The following is a 21,652-nucleotide window of genomic DNA, read 5'->3' on the forward strand; positions in this document are numbered from 1 at the left end:
CAAGGAATTTTGGCTGGGTTTGCCTGCTGACATGGCTCGACAGTTGCAGCCGGGAATGGATAGACGAGATCAAGGATTGGCTCGTGGACCGCTACGTCCCGGGCCTGAAGGAGCCGGAGTGGGCTGAATGGCCGCGTTTGTCGAAACTCTCCTGGACGCATTCCACGAGCGGACACCAATCCGGGCGGGCTCCCTGATCGTCACGGTGTTCGGCGACGCCGTGGTGCCGAGGGGAGGAGTGCTGTCCTTAAGCTCCCTGCACGACATCATGCGGGCCTTCCGCATTAGCGACACCCTCGTAAGGACGGCTCTGTCCCGTCTCGTGAGCGACGGCTGGTTCGAGCGCTGGAAGGTCGGGCGCAACAGCTATTACCGGCTCACCGGCCGGGGGCAGGAGGCTTTCGCCCGAGCGACCCTGCGGATCTATGCCGAACCTCCTCAGGATTGGCAGGGCTCCTTCGATCTCCTCCTGCTCGACAACGGTCAGGACAGGGCAGGCCTCCGTACGGAGCTGTCGGGGGCCGGCTACGGCGCTCTCGGCCCGGACCTTCTGATCGCGCCGGCGGCCGTTGCCGAGGATGGCGCTTTCCTGCGTCTTGCCGGAATGCCCGCCGATCTACCGACCGCCCGGCGCCTCGCCGAGCGTGCCTGGCCGCTTGCGGAGATCGAGAGCCGTTACAGGCGCTTCCTCGAGGCCTATTCGGAGACGCTCGCGGCGCTCGAACGAGGCGCCCCGTTCACGACTCTCGACGCGCTGCTCGTTCGAATCCTCCTGATCCACGATTATCGCCGGGCGGTTCTGAAGGATCCGCTGCTCCCTGCCCAGCTTCTGCCAAAGCCCTGGGCGGGAGGTGCCGCGCGGGACCTGTGCGGCGCGATCTACAAGACACTGCTGCCGGCTGCGGAGGGATGGCTCGATGCCCATGCCGAGAGCGATCGGGGGCCGCTGCCGGGGGCCGATCGGGACTTCGGGCAAAGATTCGCAGCGATCCGGCCTCTCGCCCCGCGCAAGGCTGTCTGAGCGATATGTTACAAAAATTATTGAAAAAATAATTTTTTGTGACATATTGAGGGGAGCGCAGGGGTCGGCGAGGGATTTTGCGCGCGATTGAGGCGACGACGGCCTGATCTGCGTTGAATCGTTGACTGCGGGGCCGCCGCGAGATGCCTCTCGGGTCTGGCTTGGCCCTTCGGTGGGATTTCAGCCCCGGACCGAGGCGACGGAACAGGTTTTACGAAGGCAGGGAGAAGCGCCGTGTACGCACAGATGGTGAAGACGGGCGTCGACCACATCCAATCCAAGGAGGAGATGTCTCCGGAGGAGCGCGCCTTCCAGGACCGCGTCGATGCCGACATCAAGATCGAGCCCAAGGAGTGGATGCCGGAGGCCTATCGCAAGACCCTGATCCGGCAGATCTCCCAGCACGCCCATTCCGAGATCATCGGCATGCAGCCGGAGGGCAATTGGATCACCCGCGCCCCGACCCTCGAGCGCAAGGCCATCCTGCTCGCCAAGGTGCAGGACGAGGCAGGCCACGGCCTCTATCTCTACTGCGCCGCCGAAACGCTGGGTGTGACCCGCGACGAACTGCTGGAGCAGCTCAACAACGGCAAGGCCAAGTATTCGAGCATCTTCAATTATCCGACGCTGACCTGGGCCGATATCGGGGCCATCGGCTGGCTCGTGGACGGCGCCGCGATCATGAACCAGGTGCCGCTGCAGCGCTGCTCCTACGGTCCCTATTCCCGCGCCATGATCCGCATCTGCAAGGAAGAAAGCTTCCACCAGCGGCAGGGCTATGACGCGATGACGAAGCTTGCCCGCGGCACGCCGGAGCAGAAGCAGATGGCGCAGGATGCGTTGAACCGCTGGTGGTGGCCATCGCTTATGATGTTCGGGCCGTCCGATGCGGAATCGGTCCACAGCGCCCAGTCGATGCGCTGGAAGATCAAGATCAACTCCAACGATGAGCTGCGTCAGAAATTCGTCGATCAGACGGTGCCGCAGGCCGAATATCTCGACCTCAAAGTTCCCGACCCCGATCTCAAGTGGAATGCCGAGCGCGGGCACTACGATTTCGGCGAGGTCGACTGGGACGAGTTCTATCAGGTAGTCGCCGGCAACGGCCCCTGTAACCGTCAGCGGCTGCGCACGCGGGTGAAGGCTTACGAAGAGGGCCAGTGGGTGCGCGACGCTGCGGATGCCTATGCGGTGAAGAAGGCGGCACGGACGAAAGCCAAGGCGGCGTGAGGGAGAGCATCGATGATCGACAAGAAGGAATGGCCTCTCTGGGAGGTCTTCATCCGCAGCCAGCACGGCCTGTCTCACCGGCATGTCGGCAGCCTGCACGCGCCGGATGCGGAGATGGCGATCATGAATGCGCGCGACGTCTATACGCGCCGCAACGAGGGCGTAAGTATCTGGGTCGTGAGAGCGTCCGATATTGCAGCAAGCTCGCCGAGCGAGAAGGGGCCGCTCTTCGATCCCGCCAATAGCAAAGTCTATCGCCACCCGACCTTCTATGACATTCCCGAAGAGCTGGGGCATATGTGATGACCGGGCAGAATGCGCTCTTCGAATATCTGCTGCGCCTCAGCGACAATGCCCTGATCCTGGGTCATCGCCTTTCGGAATGGTGCGGGCATTCGCCTGCGCTCGAAGAGGATCTGGCGCTCTCCAATGTCGCCCTCGATCTTATCGGCCAGACACAGCTCTGGCTGAACCTCGCGGGCGAGGTGGAAGGCAAAGGGCGGGATGCCGACAAGCTTGCCTATCTGCGCGACGCGCGCGATTTCCGCAATGTGCTTCTAGTCGAGCAGCCGAACGGCGATTTTGCCATGACCATGGCGCGCCAGTTCTATTTCGATGCCTGGCATTACCTGCTGCTGCGCGATCTCTCCGGCTCCAAGGATAGCCGTGTCGCGGAGATCGCGGCGAAGGGCCTCAAGGAAGTGACCTATCATCTGGAGCGGAGCCGCGACTGGGTGCTGCGCCTGGGCGACGGCACGGAGGAGAGCCATCGCCGGATGCAGGCCGCCATTGACGATCTCTGGATGTATACCGGCGAGCTGTTCGAATCCGATGAGATCGACCAGGCGATCGCTGGCGAAGGCTTGGGGCCGGATCTCGCGACGCTGCACGAGCCCTGGCTCGGCCTCGTGCGCGCGACGGTCGAGGAGGCGACGCTGATCCTGCCGCAGCCGGGATGGGCGCAGCAGGGCGGAAAGCGCGGCATCCATTCCGAGCATCTCGGCTACATCCTGGCCGATCTCCAGTTCCTGCAGCGGGCCTATCCCAACGCGACATGGTGAGGAGCCGGATGCTATGACGGACAGCCTGACACGGCCGGATCTGGATGAGATCAGAATCTGGCTCGGAGACGTTCCCGATCCGGAGGTGCCGGCAGTCTCGGTGATGGATCTCGGCATTGTCCGCGATGTGCGCTGGATCGGCGAAGAACTCGTGGTCGCGATCACGCCGACCTATTCCGGTTGCCCTGCGACCAGCGTAATCGGGCTCGATATCGAGATGGCCTTGCGGGCGAAGGGGATCGAGAACCTGCGCATCGAGCGCCGCCTTTCGCCGCCCTGGACGACGGATTGGATCACCCAGGAAGGGCGGCAGCGGCTCCAGGCCTATGGCATCGCACCGCCGGCCGAGAATGCGGACAAGCCTTCGCCTTTCGACCGCTTCCTGCGCAAGCCTCTGACGATCGCCTGTCCGCGCTGCAGTTCCGAAGACACGGCCCGGATCAGTGAATTCGGCTCGACCCCATGCAAGGCACAATACCAGTGCCGCGCGTGCCTAGAACCGTTTGACTATTTCAAGTGCATTTGACAACGAGCGGACGCTCCATGACCAGGTTCTACCCCGTCACCGTCGCCGATGTGAGGCGCGAGACCCGAGACGCCATCGTCCTCACCCTCGATGTGCCGCAGGAGCACAGGGACGCGTTCCATTTCTCGCCGGGGCAGTATCTGACACTGCGCACTCAGATCGACGGCGATGAGGTCCGGCGCTCATATTCCATCTGCGCCGCGCCGACGGACGGTACGCTGCGGGTCGGCATCAAGAAGATCGCCGGCGGTGCGTTCTCGAACTGGGCGAGCGAGCAATTGTCTCCGGGGCAGATCATCGAAGCCATGCCGCCCATGGGCAATTTCTTCGTGCCGCTCGATCAGGCCCGCAAGCGACATTTCGTGGGCTTTGCCGCCGGCAGCGGGATCACGCCGCTGCTCAGCATCGTCAAGACGACGCTCGTCGCCGAGCCGCAATCCTCCTTCACCCTGTTCTACGGCAACCGCGCCTCAAGCTCGATCATGTTCCGCGAGGAGCTTGAGGATCTCAAGAACGAGCATCTCGACCGCTTCAGTCTCATTCATATCCTCAGCCGCGAGCAGCAGGACATAGACCTCTTCAACGGGCGCCTGTCCAAGGAGAAATGCGACCAGCTTCTCGACCATTGGATCGACGCCTCGTCCATCGACACGGCTTTCATCTGCGGGCCGCAGGACATGATGCTGGGTGTTGCCCAGAGCCTGGAGGAGCATGGTCTCGACAAGCGGCAGATCAAGTTCGAGCTGTTTGCCACCTCGACTCCGGGGCGCCGCCAGCGCAGGCCCGAGAAGGCGGCGGCCGAGGACCGCAAGAACCTGTGCGAAGCCACGATCGTCATCGACGGGCGTGCGCGCACCCTGTCCTTCGAGAAAGGCACGGCTTCGGTGCTTGATGCCGCCATGCACGAGGGGATGGAGCTCCCCTATGCCTGCAAGGGCGGGGTCTGCTCCACCTGCCGGGCGATGCTCGTCGAGGGCGAGGTCGACATGGATGCGAATTTCGCGCTCGAGGATTACGAGATCGCCCGCGGCTATATCCTGACCTGCCAGAGCTATCCGGTGAGCGACAAGATCCTGGTCGATTTCGACAAGTGATAGGGGAGCCGATCCCATGGTCGATGAAGAAGGCCTCGTCAGCTTCGTAACCGGCGGTGGCCGGTTGAGCGCGCCCGACAACGTCACGCCCCGTTACCGCGGCGAGCTCATGCGCCTGATGGCGATCTTCGTCGATTCGGAAATGGCGGGCGCCTCCGGCTTCGCCGACTGCATCAATCTCGCTCCCGGCCTGAAGGAGCGCATCACGGCGACGCGCATCGTCTTCGACAAGTTCAACCATGCGCGGCAGGTTCTGGACCTGATGGAGCAGTTCGGCGCTAACACCGCCCAGTATGTCGGCGCCCATCCCTGGGCGGCGCGCCTCGACCGCAGCGTCAACCTCGGCACGCGGCGCATGGACGGTGACATGCGCCTCAACGTGTTTCACTACCCGATTAACGGCTGGGTCGATTCCGTGGTCATGAACTGCCTGATGGGGCAGGCGACGGTGGTGCAGCTCGAAGAGCTGACCCGCGGCTCCTACCAGCCGCTCGCTGACGCATTGTCGGACATCCTGCCTGTCGAGAAACGCCACGCGGAGCTCGGGGAGCATGGGCTCAGGGCAGCCCTCGACGGGGGGCACGATCCGACCGACGCCCAAGCCTCGGTGAACTACTGGTATTCGCGTGTCGCCGACAGCTTCGGCAGCACGAGTTCGGACCATTTCGCGCAGCATCGAAAATACAGTCTGCGTCAGAAGGGCCGGGAAGAGCTCATTGCGCAATGGCAGAACCTCGTTCATCCGATCCTGTCCGGATTTGGCCTGAACGCTCCAGGGCATGCATCGATGGAGATCGACGGCCAGGTCTCGCTGCAGTGATGACCGCTATTCGGCAGCGCTCACATGCCGCGATGAGGCGACTGGCTCCGCATGGAGATTGCGGGTGCCGTCGACGATCAGCTGCGAGACAAGCTCGGCATAATCGGCACGCGTCACCTCGCCGGTGCTCTTGAACCAGAGATAATGCCAGTTGATCATGCCGAAGAGCGACATGGTCACTGGCTTGAGCAGCTTGGTGTTCCTGATCTGCGGCGCCACTCCCGCGACCGCATCGGAAAAGATCTTCACCAGATCGCGTTCCATCGCCTTCAATTCGGCCTGCCGGTCGCTCGGCAAGAGGCGAAGCCCGTTGATCTGCACGCTGTGCTGGGCGTCCGCGTCGCGGTAGGCTTCGAGAAGGGCGTTGACGAGCTCCTTGAGGCGAGCCTCCGGGGCGAGGTCGGGTCTGTCGGCCGCCTCAACCACTTCGAGCAATTCCTCGAGGTGGAACCGGATGACGTCGAAGAGCAGCTCTTCCTTGTCCTTGTAGTAGTGGTAAAGATTGGCCTTCGAGACGCCGCAGGCTTCAGCGATCTTGCTCATCGAGGCACGGTCGTAACCGTGCTCGGCAAAGAGTTCGGCCGAGCGATCGAGGATCGCCCGGCGCTTGTCGTCGTAATCGGTGGCGCGAGTGCGTGCCATGGGTTGGTCTATTCTTTCGGTCTGCGGTCGATTACCCGTCTTGCCTTGCCGAGCGAGCGTTCGATTCCTTCAGGGTCGAGCACATTTACCCGAGCCGTGATGCCAATGGTATCCTTGATCGCCTGCCCGAGCCGCTCGGCAGCCGCCTTGCGGGTCTCCGGGTAATCGGATTCGGGCCGGATCTCAGCCTTGATTTCCACCTGATCCATACGCCCCTCGCGGCTCAGCACGATCTGGTAATGTCCGGAGAGGGCCGGGATCGCCAGAAGCTTCTCCTCGATCTGGCTGGGGAAAACGTTCACACCGCGGATGATCATCATGTCGTCGGTGCGGCCTGTCACCTTCTCCATGCGGCGCATGGTCCGCGCGGTGCCGGGCAGGAGACGCGTCAGGTCGCGGGTGCGGTAGCGTATGACCGGCATCGCTTCCTTGGTCAGCGAAGTGAAGACAAGCTCGCCTTCCTCGCCGTCAGGCAGGACGGCGCCGGTCAGCGGATCGATCACCTCAGGGTAAAAATGGTCTTCCCAGATGTGGAGCCCGTCCTTGGTTTCGACGCACTCGCAGGCGACGCCCGGCCCCATCACCTCGGAGAGGCCGTAGATGTCGACCGCGTGAATGTCGAAGGCCTCCTCGATCTCCCCGCGCATGGCGTTCGTCCAGGGCTCGGCACCGAAGATGCCGACCTTCAGCGACGACTTTCGCGGATCGAGGCCCTGCTTGCGGAACTCGTCGAGGATCGCCAGCATGTAGGACGGCGTGACCATGATGATATCCGGCTGAAAATCCTGTATCAGCTGCACCTGCCGCTCGGTCATGCCGCCCGACATGGGAATGACCATGCAGCCGAGGCGCTCTGCGCCGTAATGCGCGCCCAATCCGCCGGTGAAGAGGCCATAGCCATAGGCCACGTGCACCTTCATGCCCGGACGTGCGCCGCTGGCCCGGATCGAGCGGGCCACCACGTCGGCCCAGATGTCGATGTCGCGCTTCGTGTAGCCGACGACGGTCGGTTTACCGGTGGTGCCCGACGACCCGTGCACCCGAGAGATCTGGTTCTGCGGTACGGCGAACATGCCGAAGGGGTAGTTGTCGCGCAGATCGGCCTTGGTGGTGAACGGGAACTTGGAGAGGTCCTTCAGGTCCTTGAAGTCGTCCGGGTGAACGCCCGCTGCGTCGAACTTCGCCTTGTAGTGTGGCACGTTCTCGTAGGCGTGGCGCAGGGTCCAGGCGAGGCGCTCGCGCTGCAGATTGGTGAGCTCGTCTCGCGACGCCAGCTCGATGCTGTCAAGCTGGGCCGCTTGAGGCTTGAGTTCGGAAAGCTTGCGGAGTGGGATCTGAAGCACGGGAACCTCCCAATCGTTTTTCTTATTGGCCGCTGTTATCGTTCTTTGGCGTAAGAAGCGTGCCGGAAATGGTGCGCGAGTGACCGCGGAATTCGGCGACGATTTCACCTTTCCCATTGCGGACGGTCACATCGTAGATGCCCGAACGGCCGGAGCGGTTGCGCTCTACGGCGTGGGCCTTGAGCGTGTCGCCGCGCCGCCCGGGCTGCAGGAACGTCACGGCGCAATGCTGGGCGACCGTGCGCTGATCGTAGGTGTTGCAGGCGAACGCGAAGGCCGAGTCGGCGAGCGTGAAGATGAAACCGCCATGGCAGATGCCGTGGCCGTTCGTCATCTCCGCGCGGATGGTCATGGTGAGGATCGCCTCGCCGGGAGAGATGCGCTCGACCGCCATGCCGAGGCCCTGGCTCGCCCGATCCTCGGCCCACATGGTCTCGGCACAGGCCTGGGCGATTTCGAGCGGGTCGGTTCTGGAAGGGGTTGGCCGCGTATCCATCAAGTTCTTCCGCTGAATATGGGTTGCCGCTTCTCGAAGAAGGCCGTGACGCCCTCCAGGTAATCGGGCGTGCGGCCCGCCTGTCCCTGCAGGTCCCGTTCCAGATCGAGTTGGCGGTCGAGATCGTTCGTCTCGGATGCGTCGAGGGCCTGCTTGATGAAGCCGAGGCCGATCGTCGGCTGCGTCGCGAAATGCGCGGCGAGGCGATGCGCCTCGTCTAGCAGGGCCGTGTCGTCGACGCATTTCCAGATCATGCCCCAGGCTTCCGCCTGCTCTGCCGTGACGGGGTCGGCGAGGAGCGCGAGGGCGCGGGCCCGTGCCGGCCCGACGAGCCGCGGCAGGAACCAGGTCCCGCCCGAATCGGGCACGAGGCCGAGCTTCGCGAAGGCTTGGATGAACTTTGCCGAGCGGGATGCGAGGACGATGTCGCAGGCCAGCGCAATATTGGCGCCCGCACCGGCCGCGACGCCGTTGACGGCACCGATCACCGGCATCTGCAGCGCCCGGAGCTTGCGCACGAGGGGATTGTAGAACCGCTCGATGGTGGAAGAGAGATCCGGCACCTGGCCCGGGCTGAAGACGCGGTCGGACAGATCCTGGCCGGCGCAGAACCCGCGCCCGGCACCGGTCAGGACGAGCGCGCGGCACTCAGGATCGGCTTCCGCATCGAGGAGGGCACCCATTAGGGCCGCGTGCATCGTCTCGTTGAACGAATTCAATCGATCCGGGCGGTTGAGGGTGATGACCCGATATCCGTCCCGCCGGTCGATGAGGATGACGTCGTTCTCCACCAGGCCCTCCCGGGAATTTTGTTGAAGCAAACGGCTGCTCTTGCGACTTGTTTACTATTGACCAACCGTCCGGTCAATTATATTGATGACGAAAAGGCGTCAATGAGCCAAAGCTCGGCCCTTCCCGGGGTAACGCCGCACCGCAATGATCAGCCGGCTCTTGGCGGCCCGATCCATTGCGCAACAATAAGAACGACAAACGATAACGAAACCCGGAGGAAACAGATGAACGCGAAGGCAAATCTCAAGACCCTGCTGGCCACCAGCGTCATGGCCCTTGGCGTCTCCCACGGCGCGCTTGCGCAGGACACCATCAAGATCGGATCCGTTCTCTCGGTCACCGGACCGTCGTCATTCCTCGGCGAGCCGGAGGACAAGACGCTGCGGCTCTATGCCGACAAGATCAATGCGGCCGGCGGCATCGGCGGCAAGAAGATCGAGCTCGTGATCTACGACGACGGCGGCGATGCCAACAAGGCGCGCACCTTCGCGACGCGCCTTCTTGAAGACGACGAGGTCATCGCCATGGTCGGCGGCACGACGACCGGCTCTACCATGGCGATGATCCCGGTTTTCGAAGAGGCGAAGGTTCCGTTCATCTCGCTCGCCGGCGCCATCGAGGTGGTCGATCCCGTGCGCAAGTTCGTCTTCAAGACGCCGCATACGGACAAGATGGCCTGCGAGAAGATCTTCGAGGATCTGAAGAAGCGCAACCTCACCAAGATCGGCATGATCTCCGGCACGGACGGGTTCGGCGCTTCCATGCGCGCGCAATGCGTGAAGGCCGCGCCGAACTACGGCGTTCAGATCGTCAGCGACGAGACCTATGGCCCGCGCGACAGCGACATGACGGCTCAGCTCACGAAGATCAAGAACACCGCCGGCGTACAGGCCGTGGTCAATCCGGGCTTCGGCCAGGGCCCGGCCATCGTGACCCGCAACTACGCCCAGCTCGGCATGAACGCCATCCCGTTCTACCAGAGCCACGGTGTCGCCTCGAAGAGCTTCATCGAGCTCGCGGGTGCTGCGGCCGAAGGAGTCAGGCTGCCAGCGGCAGCGCTCCTCGTCGGCGACAAGCTGCCCGACAGCGACCCGCAGAAGAAAGTCGTGACGGAATACAAGCAGGCCTATGAGGGCGCTACGAAGCAGCCGGTCTCGACCTTCGGCGGCCATGCCTATGACGGGCTGTTCATCCTGGTCGAGGCCATGAAGCGCGCGAATTCCACCGACCCGCAGAAGATCCGCGACGAGATCGAGAAGACCAAGGGCTTCGTCGGCACCGGCGGCATCGTGAGCATGTCGGGCACCGACCATCTCGGCCTCGACCTCTCGGCGTTCCGCATGCTCGAGATCAAGGGCGGCGACTGGAACCTTGCAGCATCGGGAAGCTGATTTCTCGCGAGAACCTATCGGACGGGAGGCCGATTGGTGCCTCCCGTTCGGCAACCTGAAGGTTGTGGGACAGCAGCATGGCCGAGTTCCTCCAGTTTCTCTTCTCCGGACTGACGGTGGGAGCCGTCTATGCCCTGGTCGCGCTCGGCTTCACCCTGATCTACAACGCGTCTGGCGTCGTAAACTTCGCGCAGGGCGAGTTCGTGATGCTGGGCGGCATGGGCACCGTCTTTGCCTATGCTGCCGGCATCCCGCTGCCGCTGGCAGCTCTGATCGCCATCGTGGCTGCCGTGGTCATCGGACTCCTGCTGCATCGCCTGGCCATCGAGCCTGCCCGGGGCGCGTCCGCCGTGACGCTCATCATCATCACCATCGGCGCATCGATCCTGCTGCGCGGCCTCGCCGCCATCGTCTTCGACAAGCAGTTTCACAAGTTGCCGGCCTTCACAGGCGACAGCCCGATCGACATCCTGGGCGCAGCGGTCCAGCCGCAGAGCTTCTGGGTGCTTGGCGGGACCGCCATCGTCGTGCTGGCGCTTTACGTCTTCCTTGAGCACACCATCACGGGCAAGGCGGTTCTTGCCACCGCGGCGAACCGGCTTGCGGCGCGGCTGGTCGGCATCAACACCACGACCATCATGGCGCTGGCCTTCGGTGGCTCCGCCGCCATCGGCGCGATTGCCGGCATTCTCGTAACGCCGATCACCCTGACGAGCTACGATGTCGGCACATTGCTCGCCCTGAAGGGCTTTGCGGCTGCGATGCTGGGCGGCATGGGCAATCCCATCGGTGCGGTCGTCGGCGGGCTCCTGCTCGGACTGCTGGAGGCGTTCGGCGCCGGCTATCTCAGCTCCACCTACAAGGATGCCTTTGCCTTCCTGGTCATTCTCATCGTGCTGTTCGCCGCACCTCAAGGCCTGTTCGGGCGCCGTATGGTGGAGAGGGTATAGAAATGCGTGCTCTCGCGAACCAGCGCTTCCTCACGCTCGCTCTTCTGGCGGTGGTGATCGCGGTTCTCCCGTTCGTCTTTCCCTCAAGCTACTATTTCCGCGTGGCATCGCTCGTGTGGGTGTCCGCGCTTGCCGCCGTCGGGCTGAACATTCTCATGGGACAGGCGGGACAGGTCAGCCTCGGGCATGCGGCGTTCTTCGGCATCGGCGCCTATGCGGTTGCTATCGGCCCGACGCATCTCGGCATTCCGTCCTGGGCCGCGCTGCTCATCGGAGCGGTGCTCTCGGCGGCTCTCGCCTATCTTGTCGGGCGCCCGATCCTGCGGCTCAAAGGGCATTATCTTGCCATCGCCACCCTGGGCCTCGGAGTGCTCGTCGCGCTCGTCATCACCACGGAGAGCCGCTGGACCGGTGGACCCGATGGCATGCCCGTCGAAAGGCTGAGCCTGTTCGGCTGGCGGGTCAGCGGATCCTATACCTGGTACTGGGTGACGGGCGGCCTCCTGCTCGTCGGCACCTGGATTGCGCTCAATCTCGACGAGACGCCGACGGGGCGGGCCTTCCGCGCGCTGCACGACAGCGAAGTGGCGGCCCAGGTGGTGGGCGTCGATGTCGCCCGGTTCAAGCTGCAGGCCTTCGTGATCGCCGCCGTCTATGCCTCGCTGGCAGGATCGGCCCTTGCCTTCATGAATGGCTTCATCAATCCGGATCAGGCCGGCTTCCTTCACTCCGTGGAGCTCGTCACCATGGTCGTGCTCGGCGGGTTGGGGTCGGTCGTCGGCAGCATCGTCGGCGCGGCCTTGCTGGTGACCCTGCCGCAGGCGCTGACGGTGTTCCAGGAATATGAGCATCTCCTGCTCGGCCTTATCATCATCGTGGCGATGATCTTTATGCGCAACGGCATCGTGCCGAGCCTCTCAAGCCTGCTTCTCCGGAAGGCGCGCTCATGACTATCCTCGAAGCGACGGATATCGGCATCTCCTTCGGCGGCGTGAAGGCCGTCGACGGCGTGAGCTTCTCGGCCGGTCCTGGGCAGATCCTGTCGATCATCGGCCCGAACGGCGCCGGCAAGACGACGTTGTTCAACGTCGTGTCCGGCGTCTACATGGCGAGCCGCGGCACGATCCGTCTTTCCGGCGAGGACGTGACGGGTCTTGCCCCCCACAGGCTGGCGGCACGCGGTCTTTCGCGAACCTTCCAGAACCTGCAGATCTTCCAGCGCATGACCGCTTGCGAGAACGTGATGGTCGGCCGCCATTTGCGCGAGAAGTGCAGTCTCTTGCCGGCACTGTTCAGGACATCGGCGGTCACGCGGCAGAATCGCGAGACGCGGGCAATGGCGCTCGGTCTTCTGGAAGATGTCGGATTGAAGGATACGGCGGATATTCCCGCCGGTTCGCTGCCTTACGGCGCCTGCAAGCGTCTCGAGATCGCCCGCGCGCTCGCTGCCGAACCGCGCGTGCTTCTCCTCGATGAACCGGCCGCCGGCTGCAATGCCGTCGAGACGGAAGAGATCGATCACCTGATCCGGCAGGTTGCCGACAGAGGCGTCGCTGTCGTGCTGGTCGAGCACGACATGAAGCTCGTCATGAAGATCTCCGACAGGATCCTCGTGCTCGAACGCGGCCGGCCGCTGGCAGAAGGAACCCCGCGCGAGGTGCGCGACGATCCGAGGGTCCTCGAGGCTTATCTGGGACAGCATGGTGCACGGGAGGCTGCCCGTGCTTGAGGTTGCAAACCTGAGAAGCGCCTATGGTCGCATCGAGGTGCTCAAGGGCGTCAGCCTCGATGTCCAGACCGGCGAGATCGTAGCGCTGGTCGGCTCGAACGGCGCGGGAAAGACGACGTTGCTGCGCGCGCTCTCGGGCGTTCAGCCGGTCACGGGCGGGGAAATCCGTTTCAACGGCCAGCGGATCGATAGCCTGCCGCCGCATCTGCGGGTCGAATTGGGCATCACGCAGTCACCGGAAGGCCGGCAGGTGTTCGGACCCCTGACCGTCGAGGACAACCTGCGGCTCGGTGCCTATCGCCGGCGCGACAAAGCCATTGAGCAGGACCGTGACCGCATCTTCGCCATGTTCCCGGTGCTGGCCGAGAAGCGACACCTCCTAGCGGGCGGCCTGTCGGGCGGCCAGCAGCAGATGCTGGCCATCGGCCGCGCGCTGATGGGGCGGCCCAAGCTTCTGCTTCTGGACGAGCCGTCGCTCGGTCTGTCGCCGCTCCTCGTCGATCAGATCCTGGACGCCATCGTGTCGCTGAAGAAGGATGGGATCACCGTGCTGCTGGTCGAGCAGAATGCCAGCGCGGCCTTGGCGATCGCCGATCGCGGTTATGTGCTGGAAACCGGCAAGGTCGCCTATAGCGGCGCCGGCTCCGCGCTGCTCGCGGATCCGCAGGTCAAGGCCGCTTATCTCGGCATCGACTGAGCAGCTTGTGTCCCAGCCTCGGGAGTGTCCTCCCGAGGCTCGTCACGGCGCTTCGCCAGATCGAGCGCTTCTTGAAGCACCGCATGATCGCCGATGTGATTGGCGAGGATCAGCACGAGGCGGCTGTTGAGCGCGGCGCTCTCCTCGTCCGTCAATCCGCGATGGGCTTCGATGAGAGCGCGATAGGCCCGATCGGGATCGGCGAAGCGGTTTTCCGTGATCAGCGCCGTCATGCTTGTTCTCCCTCGAAGCCTCTGAGGCGGCGAGAGGCTTTTGCAATCCGCGCGGGCGTCGCATGCCGCCAGCGCGCGGCGAGGTGATGATCGGGGCGCACGAGATAGGTACTGCCGGGACGTGCATCGAAGCGCTGCGCGAAAAGGCCCATCTCGTCGATGAGGTCCCTGCCGATGACGATGACGGTCGAACCTGCTGGCGGCGGTTCGCCGTTCGGCATGTGCAGAAGCGTCTCCTCGTTGCCGAGCGCTTCGAGCAGCCAGATGGGCTTGCCGTCGCGGTCGCGCATCGGCGCATCGGGAAGCGGAGCGCCGAGGCGAGCGGAGCCGGACCATGTGTCGGCATCCGGCGTCGACAATGGAGATTCGTAAGTCGAGGGCATCGACAGCCTGCCCGAATTGACCATCCTCTTGGCAAAGGGCGCATGGCGCGCGAGCGAGAGCGTGGCATCGCGGAAGCGAAGCTCCTGGGCTGAGCGCGGGGCGATGAAGTCGGTCGAGCGGGTCGAGTGCCCGATGTTCTCGTCGGCTGCGGCGGAGCGTTCGAGGTCGTAGGTGGTAAGCAGGCTCTCCGGCGCCTCGCCCTTGACGACGAGCGCGAGCTTCCAGGCGAGATTTTCCGCATCCTGGATGCCGGAATTGGCGCCGCGTGCGCCGAAAGGCGACACCTGATGCGCGGCATCTCCTGCGAAGATCACGCGTCCATGCACGAAGCGTTCCAGGTGGCGGCATTGGAACGTATAGACGGACACCCATTCGAGCGAGAAATCGTCATGCCCCAGCATCTGCCGAAGGCGGGGGATCACGCGCTCCGGTGTCTGCTCGGCTTTCGCATCAGCATCGGATCCAAGCTGCAGATCGATGCGCCAGACATCGTCCGGCTGTTTGTGCAACAGGGCAGAGCGTCCCTCATGGAACGGCGGATCGAACCAGAACCATCGCTCGGGTGGAAAGTCGCCCTGCATCTTCACATCGGCGATCAGGAAGCGATCTTCGAAGACCTCGCCCTGAAAGGCGAGACCGAGCATGCCGCGTAAGGATGAGCGCGCTCCGTCCGCAGCCACCACCCAATCGGCTTCTGTGTCGTAGGATTCCTCGGGCGTCTCGACCGTAAGTGTGGCGCCGTCGTCGCGGCGTTCAATAGCGATCACCTTGTTGCGCCAGCGGATGTCGAGATTGGGCAGCTGCGCCGCGCGCTCCACCAGCGCATGCTCGAGATAATACTGCTGGAGATTGATGAAGGCCGGCATCTTGTGCCCGTCCTCGGGCAGAAGATCGAAGGCGTAAAGCAGCTCGTCACGCTGAAAGACTTTGCCGAGCTTCCAGGTCACGCCCTTCTCCAGGCATGGCTCGGCAACGCCAAGCCGATCGAGGATTTCGAGCGTGCGCTTGGCATAGCAGATGCCGCGCGATCCTTCGCCGATCCGGTCGGCATCGTCGAGCAGCACCACCGGCACGCCGCGCTGGGCCAGATCGATGGCCGTGCAGAGCCCAACGGGGCCTGCGCCGGCGACGATGACGGGATGGCGAGCGGGGGAGGGACTATCTTGGTCCGGGCTGCGGCGATAGCCGAATTGAAAAAGAACCTTGCGATCGGTCACGCTGCCTCTCCGTGCATGTATGAGCGGATGCAAGGTCCGATCTTCACGGATTGAAGGGCTATGCCCAACAGATCGTCCATCGACGGTTCAAACACCTTCCCGGCCACGGCGGTTCTCCCTGTCGCAAAGCGCGAACCACGCCCGCCCCTTCATGTCCGGGGCAGATATTAACGCTGATGGTTGGCGCAGTCGAAGGGCAGGGTAGGTTCGATTATGTAACCGTCAAGTTCACGTCAGACGGTCAACACCGGGGCTTAGTAAAATAGCACCGAAAGCCCTCTCAACTTCAGGGAGAGGATGGATAGGTGCTGCGGCGGAAGCCGCATTCAAAATCTCTTGAACCTTGGCCATTGTGATCGTATATCGAGAGCAATGGTCCGAACAGATCAAGAACTCGCCTATTTGACGTTCAGCTATCGCGTAAAAGACGCGACGAGCGGCAAGCATCTGGTTGCAATGGGCAACGCGACCAACACAGTCTGGAACTTCTGCAACGAGATCAGCGAGCGGTCGGCGCGCCGCAGCCCGAAGTGGGCCACAAAGAAGCAGCTGCGTGATTTGACGAAGGGCGCCAGCAAGGAGCTCGGCCTGCCGTCGCAGGTGATCCAGGAGATCATCGACGAGTTCATCGACAAGCGGAAGAAAGTTGGCCGGCCGAAACTCCGCTGGCGGGTGAGCCGTGGCGCGCGCCGCTCGCTTGGCTGGATCCCGTTCACGAACCAGGATGTCGAGATCATTGGCTCGATCGCGCTGTTCCGCGGCCGCAAGATCCGGCTGTGGAAACACCGGGAGATCCAGGGCCGGTTCAAGTCCGGCAACTTCTCCCAGGATGCGCGGGGTCGCTGGTACTGCAACATCGTCTGTGAGGTTGAGCGCCAGACGACGAACCGGACCCATATCGTTGGCATCGATCTGAATCACAAAGTGGCAGCCAAGTGCTCTGACGGTCCGGAGCTGCCCCAGGCGCGGTTCTACCGCGATCTTGAGGACAAACTGGCCGAGGCACAGCGGCGGGGCCGCAAGCGCCAAGCTCAGACGATCCATGCCAAGATCGCCAACCGGAGGAAGGATGGTCTCCACAAGTTCTCCCGGGCGGTGGTGAACCGCGCCGGCGCCGTATTTGTCGGCAACATCTCATCCACCTGGCAGATCGCATCGGGCGCCGGCAAGGCGACCGTAGATGTAAGCTGGTCGATGCTGCGCAACTTCCTTGACTACAAATGCGATCACGCAGGAGTTGCTTTTGCAGAGGTGAATGAAGCCTATACAACGCAGACCTGTTCTAGGTGCCATGCACGCAGCGGCCCACAAGGTCGAGAGGGTCTTGCGCTCAGGCAATGGGTGTGCAGCGAGTGCGGGTCGGTACACGACCGCGATCAAAATGCTGCGCTGAACATTGCCCGTCTCGGGTGCGAGACGCTGGGTCTGAAGGGACCTGGAAGCCTCGGCCTTTAGGCCGAGGAGGCATCACCGAAGGTTGAAGCGCAGCGGTACCGAGAACGTGAATTGCTGCTGCGGGATCGAATCCGGAGCGGCCGGCAATGATGAACCAGGACGTGCGGTTGCCAGTGCAGCCTGATCCAGCTGCGGATGGCCGGCGCTGTCGACCAGGGACGCGCTGATGATCTGCCCCGAGCGGCTCATCGTGAATCGGATTGTTGCGATGCCCGTGACGCCTTGGCTGCTCGCGATGTTCGGATAGCGCAGCCGGTTTCGCAGGGCCGAGACGATGCTCGCCTTGTAGCGGTTCAAGACGTTCGGATCGGCCGCGGCTGCCTGGCCGCCGGTATTCGCGCGCGAGGACGATACCTGTCCCTGGCGAAGCTCCGACGGAGGCGGCTTCCGTTCGGCAACGGTGCGCCGCGGCGGCGGCTTGCGTTCAACCGGCTTTGGAGGCGGTTTCTTCTCTGGCGGCGGAGGCTCCTCAAGCGGCTTTGCGACCACGGCATCGGGCGGAGGAAGAACGACGGCCGTCTCCGTCTCAATCGCTTCAGGCTCGGCCGGAACCGCTTCGACAGGCGTCATTTCAGTCACCTCTTGAGGTTCCTGAACTTCGACCGGCTCCTCAGGCTGAACTTCGACAATTTCCTCGGGCGGCTGTGATTCGACCGCCTCCGCCTCGACCGGCAAGGCTTCAGTCTCAACGGGTGGGATCTCCGGCGCTGCCAGCGCCTCCGGCGCAGCCGCCACCAGCTCTTCCATGGCGGGAGCGAGATCGATCGTGATTTCCTGCTCGCCCGGAAGGTCCGCCTTGTCGTGCGGCCAAAGAGTCACGGCGGTCAGCGCCGCGCCATGCAGCAGGAGCGCCGTAAGAAAGGCCAATCCGAGCCGGCTCGGCTCCTGCGGCGGTCTGAGGGACTGAACGGACATCGGATGTGCTGCAGGTCCTACTGGGCGGGCGGTCCGCTCGGCGCCTGCGCGATCAGCGACACCTTGCTGAATCCCGCGGCGCTGATCTGCCCCATGATTTCGATGATGCGCCCATACGGCACGGCCCTGTCGCCGCGAACCAGGACGACCTGGGTCGGATCCATGCTCGCGAGCTGACGCAGGCGGGGCATCATGGTTTCAGGCGCGAGAGGCTCCTTGTCGAGAAACGGCTGGCCCTGCGCATCGATGCTGACCACCACAGGCTGCTTCGGCTGCGACACCTTCGCGGCCGCCGTCTTCGGCAGCTGCACGGGCACGCCGACCGTCATGAGGGGGGCTGCCACCATGAAGATGATGAGCAGCACCAGCATCACGTCGACGAGAGGCGTGACGTTGATCTCGGACAGCGGCGCAGCGCCGAACTCGTCGTCGGTGTCCTGCGACTGGAAAGAACCCATGCCCATTATTCGGCAGCCTCCGCCCGAACGTGAGGCTTGCGGTCACGGGCGAGCCGATCGCCGAGGACGACGATGCCGGCGCCGAAAGATTGCTGCAGGCGGCCGAGGTCCGTGGTGAGCTTGTTGTAGGCGACTACCGCCGGGATGGCGGCCACGAGGCCGATGGCGGTTGCGAACAGGGCTTCGGCAATGCCGGGCGCCACGACCGAAAGGCTCGTATCCTGGCTCGCGGCAATCGCCGAGAACGAATTCATGATGCCCCAGACCGTTCCAAACAGACCGATGAAGGGCGCAGCCGACCCCGTGGTGGCCAGAAACGGCAATCCAACCTGAAGCTGACGTATGTCGACCGAGAGGGCCGCCCGCATCGCCCGCTCGATCCGCTCCCGCCGCTCGGCGCGGCTCTCGGAGGCGTCCTGATCGCGCCAGGCCTCATGACCTGCGGCAACGATCCGGCCCGTGACTCCGCCCATCTGCGGATGAAGCTTCTCGCCCGAGCGCGCGGCGGATTCGAACGCGCGCGCCTGGCGGCGGACGCTGCGGATGCGCAGGAGCTTCTCGAAGATAATGGTCCAGCAGCCGAGGGAGGCCAGCACCAGCAGGATCATGACGCTTTTGACGATGGGGTCGGCCTGCAGGAAGAGGCCGAGAAACGACATGTCGTGCGCTGCTGCGGGAACGATCTCGTTCATCAGGGTAATCTCACTTTACAAAGGAAATGGCGTCGATCTTGGACGCCGTCTCGATCGCCGACAGGCAATCCTCCCGGGATGCCGTCGTGCCTTCGCAGGTCAGGACGTCGTTGAGGAGAACGCGCCCGAACCGGGAGCAACTGAGACCAGGAAAATCGAAGAGCTTGATCAGCGTCTTGCGGGGCGGCACCGGGCCGACTTCGACGGCCAGCCTCTTGGCGGCGACGCCGTCGGTGTCGAGCGCGAACAGGTCGAGCTTCAGCGATTTCCAGCTCTCGCCCTTGTGGTTGTCGATGAGGAAATAGGTCCGGCAGCTCTCGCCGGCCGCTTCGACTTTGTTCAGCTCGATGCGCAGGGGGCTTTGAGCCGACGCCTTGTCCTGAGCCAGGGCCGTCCCGGTGAAGGGCAGGAGCAGCGCCAAGCAGCTCAAGACGCTGCCGACGGCGAATCCAGGCTCATTCCATGTGCTCATGCCCATGCGCTCATTCTCCTTGTGCAGGCAAACGGCAACCGGACGCGATGCGCACATGCGGCGCCTCGCAAGAGGGCGCCGGCATTGTGGTCGGTCAGCGCGTCCAGTCTTATGCCCAAAGCCGAGAGGTTTCCCGTGGGCAATGGGATCAGATATCTGAAAGAATTCAGATGGATCAAGGGCTTAGGGAAAAATAAGAGGCGTTCTAAAACAGGCGCTACAGCGTTGAGAACGACGGAGAATTTGCTTCTTTAAAAGGATTTGAAAGTAATTTTCTTGCGTTTAGCCACGCTGCTCTGCAGTAAGTGCATGTCTGACGCGTCTCTTTCCTGGCTTTCCTACACCGGGGATCACTCGGTTGTGAGCAGCCTGAACGAATTCCACGAAAATACCATTTTGCCGGGCGAGGAGGAAATTCTCGATCCAGAATTCAGGAGATCACACTTGAGCTTCGACGGTCACGACAGACCTTTTCCGACTTGGTATCCCTATGCTTTCGTCGGTGCGATTGCTGCCGTCGGAGCGGCTTTCTACGTCCTCGGCTAGAGCAATGGCGGTTCTGATGGAGCCAGCGCATCGCAGGTATCTCGTTGTTTGAGAAGCACTTCCCGTGACGAATCATAGTCCAATGCTGGGCGGGTTGCTCTAGAACCCACGATGCCCTGCATCCCAAAGCGAAACGAGGCGGTACATCCGCGACCCGCTCGTCTTTGGTCGTCTGTGAAGATTTCAGATCACTTTGATTGGATTGGGGGGATCCGACGCGCCGAGAGATCCGATTTCTCAGGATTGTGGGCTCGAAGCGGTGGATTTCCTGCAATTTCCAATGCCGCTCTGGCCCGGAATCAGATTCAATCAGGAGCCTTCCACCCTGGCCGGAAGTGTTTGTGTCAACGCCGAAAGACGCGCGCCAGAAAGATCTGTTCCGACCCGCAGGAGATCGCCATGGCCAGAGCATCTCGAGCACACGCAGGCAAGGCTAAAGCGCTTTTGATCTGGACTTGAATCGCTTCAGGTGGTCTGTGCGTTGACTGGGATATGGCCCGGGAGGCAAACCATGCCCCAGCCCTATTCTCCTGATCTGCGTGAGCGTGTTCTTGTCGCCTGTGCGCGTGGCGACCTTCCTCAGGTTGAGATTGCCCGCCGCTTCCAGGTCTGCCCCGCCACCGTCTCGAACTGGCGCCGCCAAGAGCGCGAGGAGGGCCGACGCTGTCCCAAGCCGCACAGCGGCGGCGTGCCCTCGCGCCTGGATGCAGCAGCTCTGGAGGTGCTGCGTCAGCTCGTGGCCGAAGACAATGACGCGCTGCTGCGCGAGTACCGCGAGCGCCTGGCCGAGCGAACGGGCGTGACGGTGTGTCTGGCGGTGATCTGCGAGGCGCTCAAGCGGCTCAAGCTGCGTCCGAAAAAAAGACCCTTCGGGCGGCCGAGCAGGAGCGGCCCGAGATTGCCGCCGAGCGCGAGGCCTATCGCCAGCAGATGAGCGAGCTTCCCGTGGAACGCCTGGTGTTCCTCGATGAGAGCGGAGTGACGACCAAGATGGCCCGCACTCATGCGCGAGCGCCACGTGGGCAACGCGCCTATGGCTCCATCCCGCTCGGCTCGTGGCAGCGGCTGACGGTCTTGGGCGCACTCGCCTGTGAGGGCCTGGTCGCTACGATGAGCATCGAGGCCTCGACCTCGACCTCCGTGCTTTTGGCCTATCTCGAGCAAATCCTGGTACCGGCTCTCAAACGCACCAAGCCGGATGCCATTCTGGTGTTGGACAACCTGCGCCCGCATCGGGCCACAGAAGTGCGAGACCTGCTCGCGCAGGCTGGGATCGGGCTTTTGTACCTGCCGCGCTATTCCCCGGAGTTCAACCCGATCGAGCCCGCCTGGGCCAAGATGAAAGAGCGGCTCAAGGCGAAAGCGCCTCGCACTCTTGAAGCTTTGGAAGCGGAACTCAAACCCGCCCTCGACACCATCACCGCAAAGGATGCCCGAGGCTGGATCAGGCATGCCGGCTATGCCCTACACTGATCCCAAAAGCGCTTT

At 63.2% G+C, this 21,652-nt stretch carries 26 protein-coding genes; 16 read left to right on the forward strand and 10 right to left on the reverse strand.

What is annotated here, in order from left to right; genetic code table 11:
* Positions 1 to 127: 127 nt before the first annotated feature.
* The 7 genes from BB934_RS15805 (at position 128) to BB934_RS15835 (ending at position 5,752) form a co-directional block, all read left to right on the forward strand.
* A complete protein-coding gene (locus tag BB934_RS15805) occupies positions 128 to 1,021 on the forward strand; it encodes a PaaX family transcriptional regulator (protein ID WP_099510487.1) in 894 nt (297 codons plus the stop codon).
* A gap of 234 nt (positions 1,022 to 1,255) precedes the next feature.
* Positions 1,256 to 2,251: a 1,2-phenylacetyl-CoA epoxidase subunit PaaA gene (paaA, locus tag BB934_RS15810; RefSeq protein ID WP_099510488.1), complete on the forward strand. Its 996-nt coding sequence runs from the start codon at positions 1,256 to 1,258 to the stop codon at positions 2,249 to 2,251.
* 12 nt (positions 2,252 to 2,263) lie between these two features.
* Complete coding sequence (paaB, locus tag BB934_RS15815) at positions 2,264 to 2,554, forward strand: 1,2-phenylacetyl-CoA epoxidase subunit PaaB (RefSeq protein ID WP_099510489.1); 291 nt, start codon at positions 2,264 to 2,266, stop codon at positions 2,552 to 2,554.
* Positions 2,554 to 3,312 carry a 1,2-phenylacetyl-CoA epoxidase subunit PaaC gene (paaC, locus tag BB934_RS15820; RefSeq protein WP_099510490.1) on the forward strand — a complete coding sequence of 253 codons (759 nt, stop codon included), beginning with the start codon at positions 2,554 to 2,556 and terminating at the stop codon, positions 3,310 to 3,312. The genes paaB and paaC overlap by 1 nt, the downstream gene beginning before the upstream one ends.
* A 13-nt stretch (positions 3,313 to 3,325) precedes the next feature.
* Positions 3,326 to 3,838: a 1,2-phenylacetyl-CoA epoxidase subunit PaaD gene (gene paaD, locus BB934_RS15825; protein WP_099510491.1), complete on the forward strand. Its 513-nt coding sequence runs from the start codon at positions 3,326 to 3,328 to the stop codon at positions 3,836 to 3,838.
* 17 nt (positions 3,839 to 3,855) lie between these two features.
* Complete coding sequence (gene paaE, locus BB934_RS15830; protein ID WP_099510492.1) at positions 3,856 to 4,932, forward strand: 1,2-phenylacetyl-CoA epoxidase subunit PaaE; 1,077 nt, start codon at positions 3,856 to 3,858, stop codon at positions 4,930 to 4,932.
* A 16-nt stretch (positions 4,933 to 4,948) separates the two neighbouring features.
* Positions 4,949 to 5,752 carry a Phenylacetic acid catabolic protein gene (locus BB934_RS15835; RefSeq protein WP_099510493.1) on the forward strand — a complete coding sequence of 268 codons (804 nt, stop codon included), beginning with the start codon at positions 4,949 to 4,951 and terminating at the stop codon, positions 5,750 to 5,752.
* Between the two features lie 6 nt (positions 5,753 to 5,758).
* Here the strand turns inward: BB934_RS15835 and BB934_RS15840 are convergent, their stop codons facing one another.
* Genes BB934_RS15840 through paaG form a run of 4 tightly spaced genes read right to left on the reverse strand, consistent with a single transcriptional unit; the run spans position 5,759 to position 9,024 of the window.
* Positions 5,759 to 6,394, reverse strand: coding sequence for a TetR/AcrR family transcriptional regulator (locus BB934_RS15840; RefSeq protein WP_099510494.1), 636 nt, complete (start codon positions 6,392 to 6,394; stop codon positions 5,759 to 5,761).
* Positions 6,395 to 6,402: 8 nt separating this feature from the next.
* On the reverse strand, positions 6,403 to 7,737 hold the full coding sequence (paaK, locus tag BB934_RS15845) for a phenylacetate--CoA ligase PaaK (RefSeq protein WP_099510495.1): 1,335 nt from the start codon (positions 7,735 to 7,737) through the stop codon (positions 6,403 to 6,405).
* A 22-nt stretch (positions 7,738 to 7,759) separates the two neighbouring features.
* Positions 7,760 to 8,233 (reverse strand): hydroxyphenylacetyl-CoA thioesterase PaaI, encoded by a 474-nt coding sequence (paaI, locus tag BB934_RS15850; protein WP_099510496.1) that lies wholly within the window; start codon positions 8,231 to 8,233, stop codon positions 7,760 to 7,762.
* Positions 8,233 to 9,024, reverse strand: a complete 792-nt coding sequence (gene paaG / locus BB934_RS15855) for a 2-(1,2-epoxy-1,2-dihydrophenyl)acetyl-CoA isomerase PaaG (RefSeq protein WP_099510497.1) — start codon at positions 9,022 to 9,024, stop codon at positions 8,233 to 8,235. Before paaG ends, paaI begins: the two co-directional genes overlap by 1 nt.
* Before the next feature lie 270 nt (positions 9,025 to 9,294).
* Between paaG and BB934_RS15860 the strand changes: the two genes are divergently transcribed.
* From BB934_RS15860 to BB934_RS15880, 5 genes are all read left to right on the forward strand, one after another.
* Positions 9,295 to 10,416 (forward strand): ABC transporter substrate-binding protein, encoded by a 1,122-nt coding sequence (locus BB934_RS15860; RefSeq protein WP_418294758.1) that lies wholly within the window; start codon positions 9,295 to 9,297, stop codon positions 10,414 to 10,416.
* 77 nt (positions 10,417 to 10,493) lie between these two features.
* Positions 10,494 to 11,366 (forward strand): branched-chain amino acid ABC transporter permease, encoded by an 873-nt coding sequence (locus BB934_RS15865; protein WP_099510499.1) that lies wholly within the window; start codon positions 10,494 to 10,496, stop codon positions 11,364 to 11,366.
* 2 nt (positions 11,367 to 11,368) lie between these two features.
* Positions 11,369 to 12,316, forward strand: a complete 948-nt coding sequence (locus tag BB934_RS15870; protein ID WP_099510500.1) for a branched-chain amino acid ABC transporter permease — start codon at positions 11,369 to 11,371, stop codon at positions 12,314 to 12,316.
* Positions 12,313 to 13,095 carry an ABC transporter ATP-binding protein gene (locus tag BB934_RS15875; RefSeq protein WP_099510501.1) on the forward strand — a complete coding sequence of 261 codons (783 nt, stop codon included), beginning with the start codon at positions 12,313 to 12,315 and terminating at the stop codon, positions 13,093 to 13,095. Before BB934_RS15870 ends, BB934_RS15875 begins: the two co-directional genes overlap by 4 nt.
* Positions 13,088 to 13,792, forward strand: a complete 705-nt coding sequence (locus BB934_RS15880; RefSeq protein ID WP_099510502.1) for an ABC transporter ATP-binding protein — start codon at positions 13,088 to 13,090, stop codon at positions 13,790 to 13,792. Before BB934_RS15875 ends, BB934_RS15880 begins: the two co-directional genes overlap by 8 nt.
* Here the strand turns inward: BB934_RS15880 and BB934_RS15885 are convergent.
* Together BB934_RS15885 and BB934_RS15890 are read right to left on the reverse strand one after the other, a co-directional pair.
* Complete coding sequence (locus BB934_RS15885) at positions 13,774 to 14,025, reverse strand: DUF2783 domain-containing protein (RefSeq protein WP_099510503.1); 252 nt, start codon at positions 14,023 to 14,025, stop codon at positions 13,774 to 13,776. The two genes, BB934_RS15880 and BB934_RS15885, sit on opposite strands and share 19 nt — an antisense overlap.
* Positions 14,022 to 15,626, reverse strand: coding sequence for an FAD-dependent oxidoreductase (locus tag BB934_RS15890; protein WP_099510504.1), 1,605 nt, complete (start codon positions 15,624 to 15,626; stop codon positions 14,022 to 14,024). The genes BB934_RS15885 and BB934_RS15890 overlap by 4 nt, the downstream gene beginning before the upstream one ends.
* 402 nt (positions 15,627 to 16,028) lie before the next feature.
* Here BB934_RS15890 and BB934_RS15895 point away from each other — a divergent pair, with 402 nt between their 5' ends.
* Positions 16,029 to 17,081 (forward strand): RNA-guided endonuclease InsQ/TnpB family protein, encoded by a 1,053-nt coding sequence (locus tag BB934_RS15895; RefSeq protein ID WP_210422102.1) that lies wholly within the window; start codon positions 16,029 to 16,031, stop codon positions 17,079 to 17,081.
* 12 nt (positions 17,082 to 17,093) lie between these two features.
* Here the strand turns inward: BB934_RS15895 and BB934_RS15900 are convergent, their stop codons facing one another.
* Genes BB934_RS15900 through BB934_RS15915 form a run of 4 tightly spaced genes read right to left on the reverse strand, consistent with a single transcriptional unit; the run spans position 17,094 to position 19,618 of the window.
* Entirely contained in the window at positions 17,094 to 17,996 is a 903-nt protein-coding gene (locus BB934_RS15900; RefSeq protein WP_099510506.1) for an energy transducer TonB family protein, read from the reverse strand.
* Between the two features lie 17 nt (positions 17,997 to 18,013).
* Positions 18,014 to 18,460 (reverse strand): protein TolR, encoded by a 447-nt coding sequence (tolR, locus tag BB934_RS15905; RefSeq protein WP_099510507.1) that lies wholly within the window; start codon positions 18,458 to 18,460, stop codon positions 18,014 to 18,016.
* Positions 18,460 to 19,146, reverse strand: coding sequence for a MotA/TolQ/ExbB proton channel family protein (locus BB934_RS15910; protein WP_099510508.1), 687 nt, complete (start codon positions 19,144 to 19,146; stop codon positions 18,460 to 18,462). The genes tolR and BB934_RS15910 overlap by 1 nt, the downstream gene beginning before the upstream one ends.
* 10 nt (positions 19,147 to 19,156) lie before the next feature.
* Positions 19,157 to 19,618 carry a Tat pathway signal protein gene (locus tag BB934_RS15915; protein WP_418294695.1) on the reverse strand — a complete coding sequence of 154 codons (462 nt, stop codon included), beginning with the start codon at positions 19,616 to 19,618 and terminating at the stop codon, positions 19,157 to 19,159.
* 309 nt (positions 19,619 to 19,927) lie between these two features.
* Here BB934_RS15915 and BB934_RS15920 point away from each other — a divergent pair, with 309 nt between their 5' ends.
* The 3 genes from BB934_RS15920 to BB934_RS15930 all read left to right on the forward strand — a co-directional run bounded on the left by BB934_RS15920 (position 19,928) and on the right by BB934_RS15930 (position 21,637).
* On the forward strand, positions 19,928 to 20,164 hold the full coding sequence (locus BB934_RS15920; RefSeq protein WP_157934190.1) for a hypothetical protein: 237 nt from the start codon (positions 19,928 to 19,930) through the stop codon (positions 20,162 to 20,164).
* Between the two features lie 511 nt (positions 20,165 to 20,675).
* Positions 20,676 to 21,098 carry a helix-turn-helix domain-containing protein gene (locus BB934_RS15925; protein ID WP_099510510.1) on the forward strand — a complete coding sequence of 141 codons (423 nt, stop codon included), beginning with the start codon at positions 20,676 to 20,678 and terminating at the stop codon, positions 21,096 to 21,098.
* Positions 21,062 to 21,637 (forward strand): IS630 family transposase, encoded by a 576-nt coding sequence (locus BB934_RS15930; RefSeq protein ID WP_237050334.1) that lies wholly within the window; start codon positions 21,062 to 21,064, stop codon positions 21,635 to 21,637. The genes BB934_RS15925 and BB934_RS15930 overlap by 37 nt, the downstream gene beginning before the upstream one ends.
* The last annotated feature ends 15 nt before the right edge of the window (positions 21,638 to 21,652 follow it).

It is taken from the genome of Microvirga ossetica (assembly GCF_002741015.1).
Lineage (GTDB): Bacteria > Pseudomonadota > Alphaproteobacteria > Rhizobiales > Beijerinckiaceae > Microvirga > Microvirga ossetica.

What these genes read in the sequence shown, in the direction of transcription:
- paaD (WP_099510491.1), top strand. Translation starts at nt 3,326, where the DNA reads ATGACGGACAGCCTGACACGGCCGGATCTGGATGAGATCAGAATCTGG.
- BB934_RS15920 (WP_157934190.1), top strand. Translation starts at nt 19,928, where the DNA reads ATGTCTGACGCGTCTCTTTCCTGGCTTTCCTACACCGGGGATCACTCG.
- BB934_RS15865 (WP_099510499.1), top strand. Translation starts at nt 10,494, where the DNA reads ATGGCCGAGTTCCTCCAGTTTCTCTTCTCCGGACTGACGGTGGGAGCC.
- tolR (WP_099510507.1), bottom strand. Translation starts at nt 18,460, where the DNA reads ATGGGCATGGGTTCTTTCCAGTCGCAGGACACCGACGACGAGTTCGGC.
- BB934_RS15805 (WP_099510487.1), top strand. Translation starts at nt 128, where the DNA reads ATGGCCGCGTTTGTCGAAACTCTCCTGGACGCATTCCACGAGCGGACA.
- BB934_RS15885 (WP_099510503.1), bottom strand. Translation starts at nt 14,025, where the DNA reads ATGACGGCGCTGATCACGGAAAACCGCTTCGCCGATCCCGATCGGGCC.
- paaC (WP_099510490.1), top strand. Translation starts at nt 2,554, where the DNA reads ATGACCGGGCAGAATGCGCTCTTCGAATATCTGCTGCGCCTCAGCGAC.
- BB934_RS15870 (WP_099510500.1), top strand. Translation starts at nt 11,369, where the DNA reads ATGCGTGCTCTCGCGAACCAGCGCTTCCTCACGCTCGCTCTTCTGGCG.
- paaE (WP_099510492.1), top strand. Translation starts at nt 3,856, where the DNA reads ATGACCAGGTTCTACCCCGTCACCGTCGCCGATGTGAGGCGCGAGACC.
- BB934_RS15835 (WP_099510493.1), top strand. Translation starts at nt 4,949, where the DNA reads ATGGTCGATGAAGAAGGCCTCGTCAGCTTCGTAACCGGCGGTGGCCGG.
- paaB (WP_099510489.1), top strand. Translation starts at nt 2,264, where the DNA reads ATGATCGACAAGAAGGAATGGCCTCTCTGGGAGGTCTTCATCCGCAGC.
- BB934_RS15925 (WP_099510510.1), top strand. Translation starts at nt 20,676, where the DNA reads ATGCCCCAGCCCTATTCTCCTGATCTGCGTGAGCGTGTTCTTGTCGCC.
- paaI (WP_099510496.1), bottom strand. Translation starts at nt 8,233, where the DNA reads ATGGATACGCGGCCAACCCCTTCCAGAACCGACCCGCTCGAAATCGCC.
- BB934_RS15860 (WP_418294758.1), top strand. Translation starts at nt 9,295, where the DNA reads ATGGCCCTTGGCGTCTCCCACGGCGCGCTTGCGCAGGACACCATCAAG.
- BB934_RS15875 (WP_099510501.1), top strand. Translation starts at nt 12,313, where the DNA reads ATGACTATCCTCGAAGCGACGGATATCGGCATCTCCTTCGGCGGCGTG.
- BB934_RS15900 (WP_099510506.1), bottom strand. Translation starts at nt 17,996, where the DNA reads ATGTCCGTTCAGTCCCTCAGACCGCCGCAGGAGCCGAGCCGGCTCGGA.
- BB934_RS15840 (WP_099510494.1), bottom strand. Translation starts at nt 6,394, where the DNA reads ATGGCACGCACTCGCGCCACCGATTACGACGACAAGCGCCGGGCGATC.
- BB934_RS15910 (WP_099510508.1), bottom strand. Translation starts at nt 19,146, where the DNA reads ATGAACGAGATCGTTCCCGCAGCAGCGCACGACATGTCGTTTCTCGGC.
- BB934_RS15915 (WP_418294695.1), bottom strand. Translation starts at nt 19,618, where the DNA reads ATGAGCACATGGAATGAGCCTGGATTCGCCGTCGGCAGCGTCTTGAGC.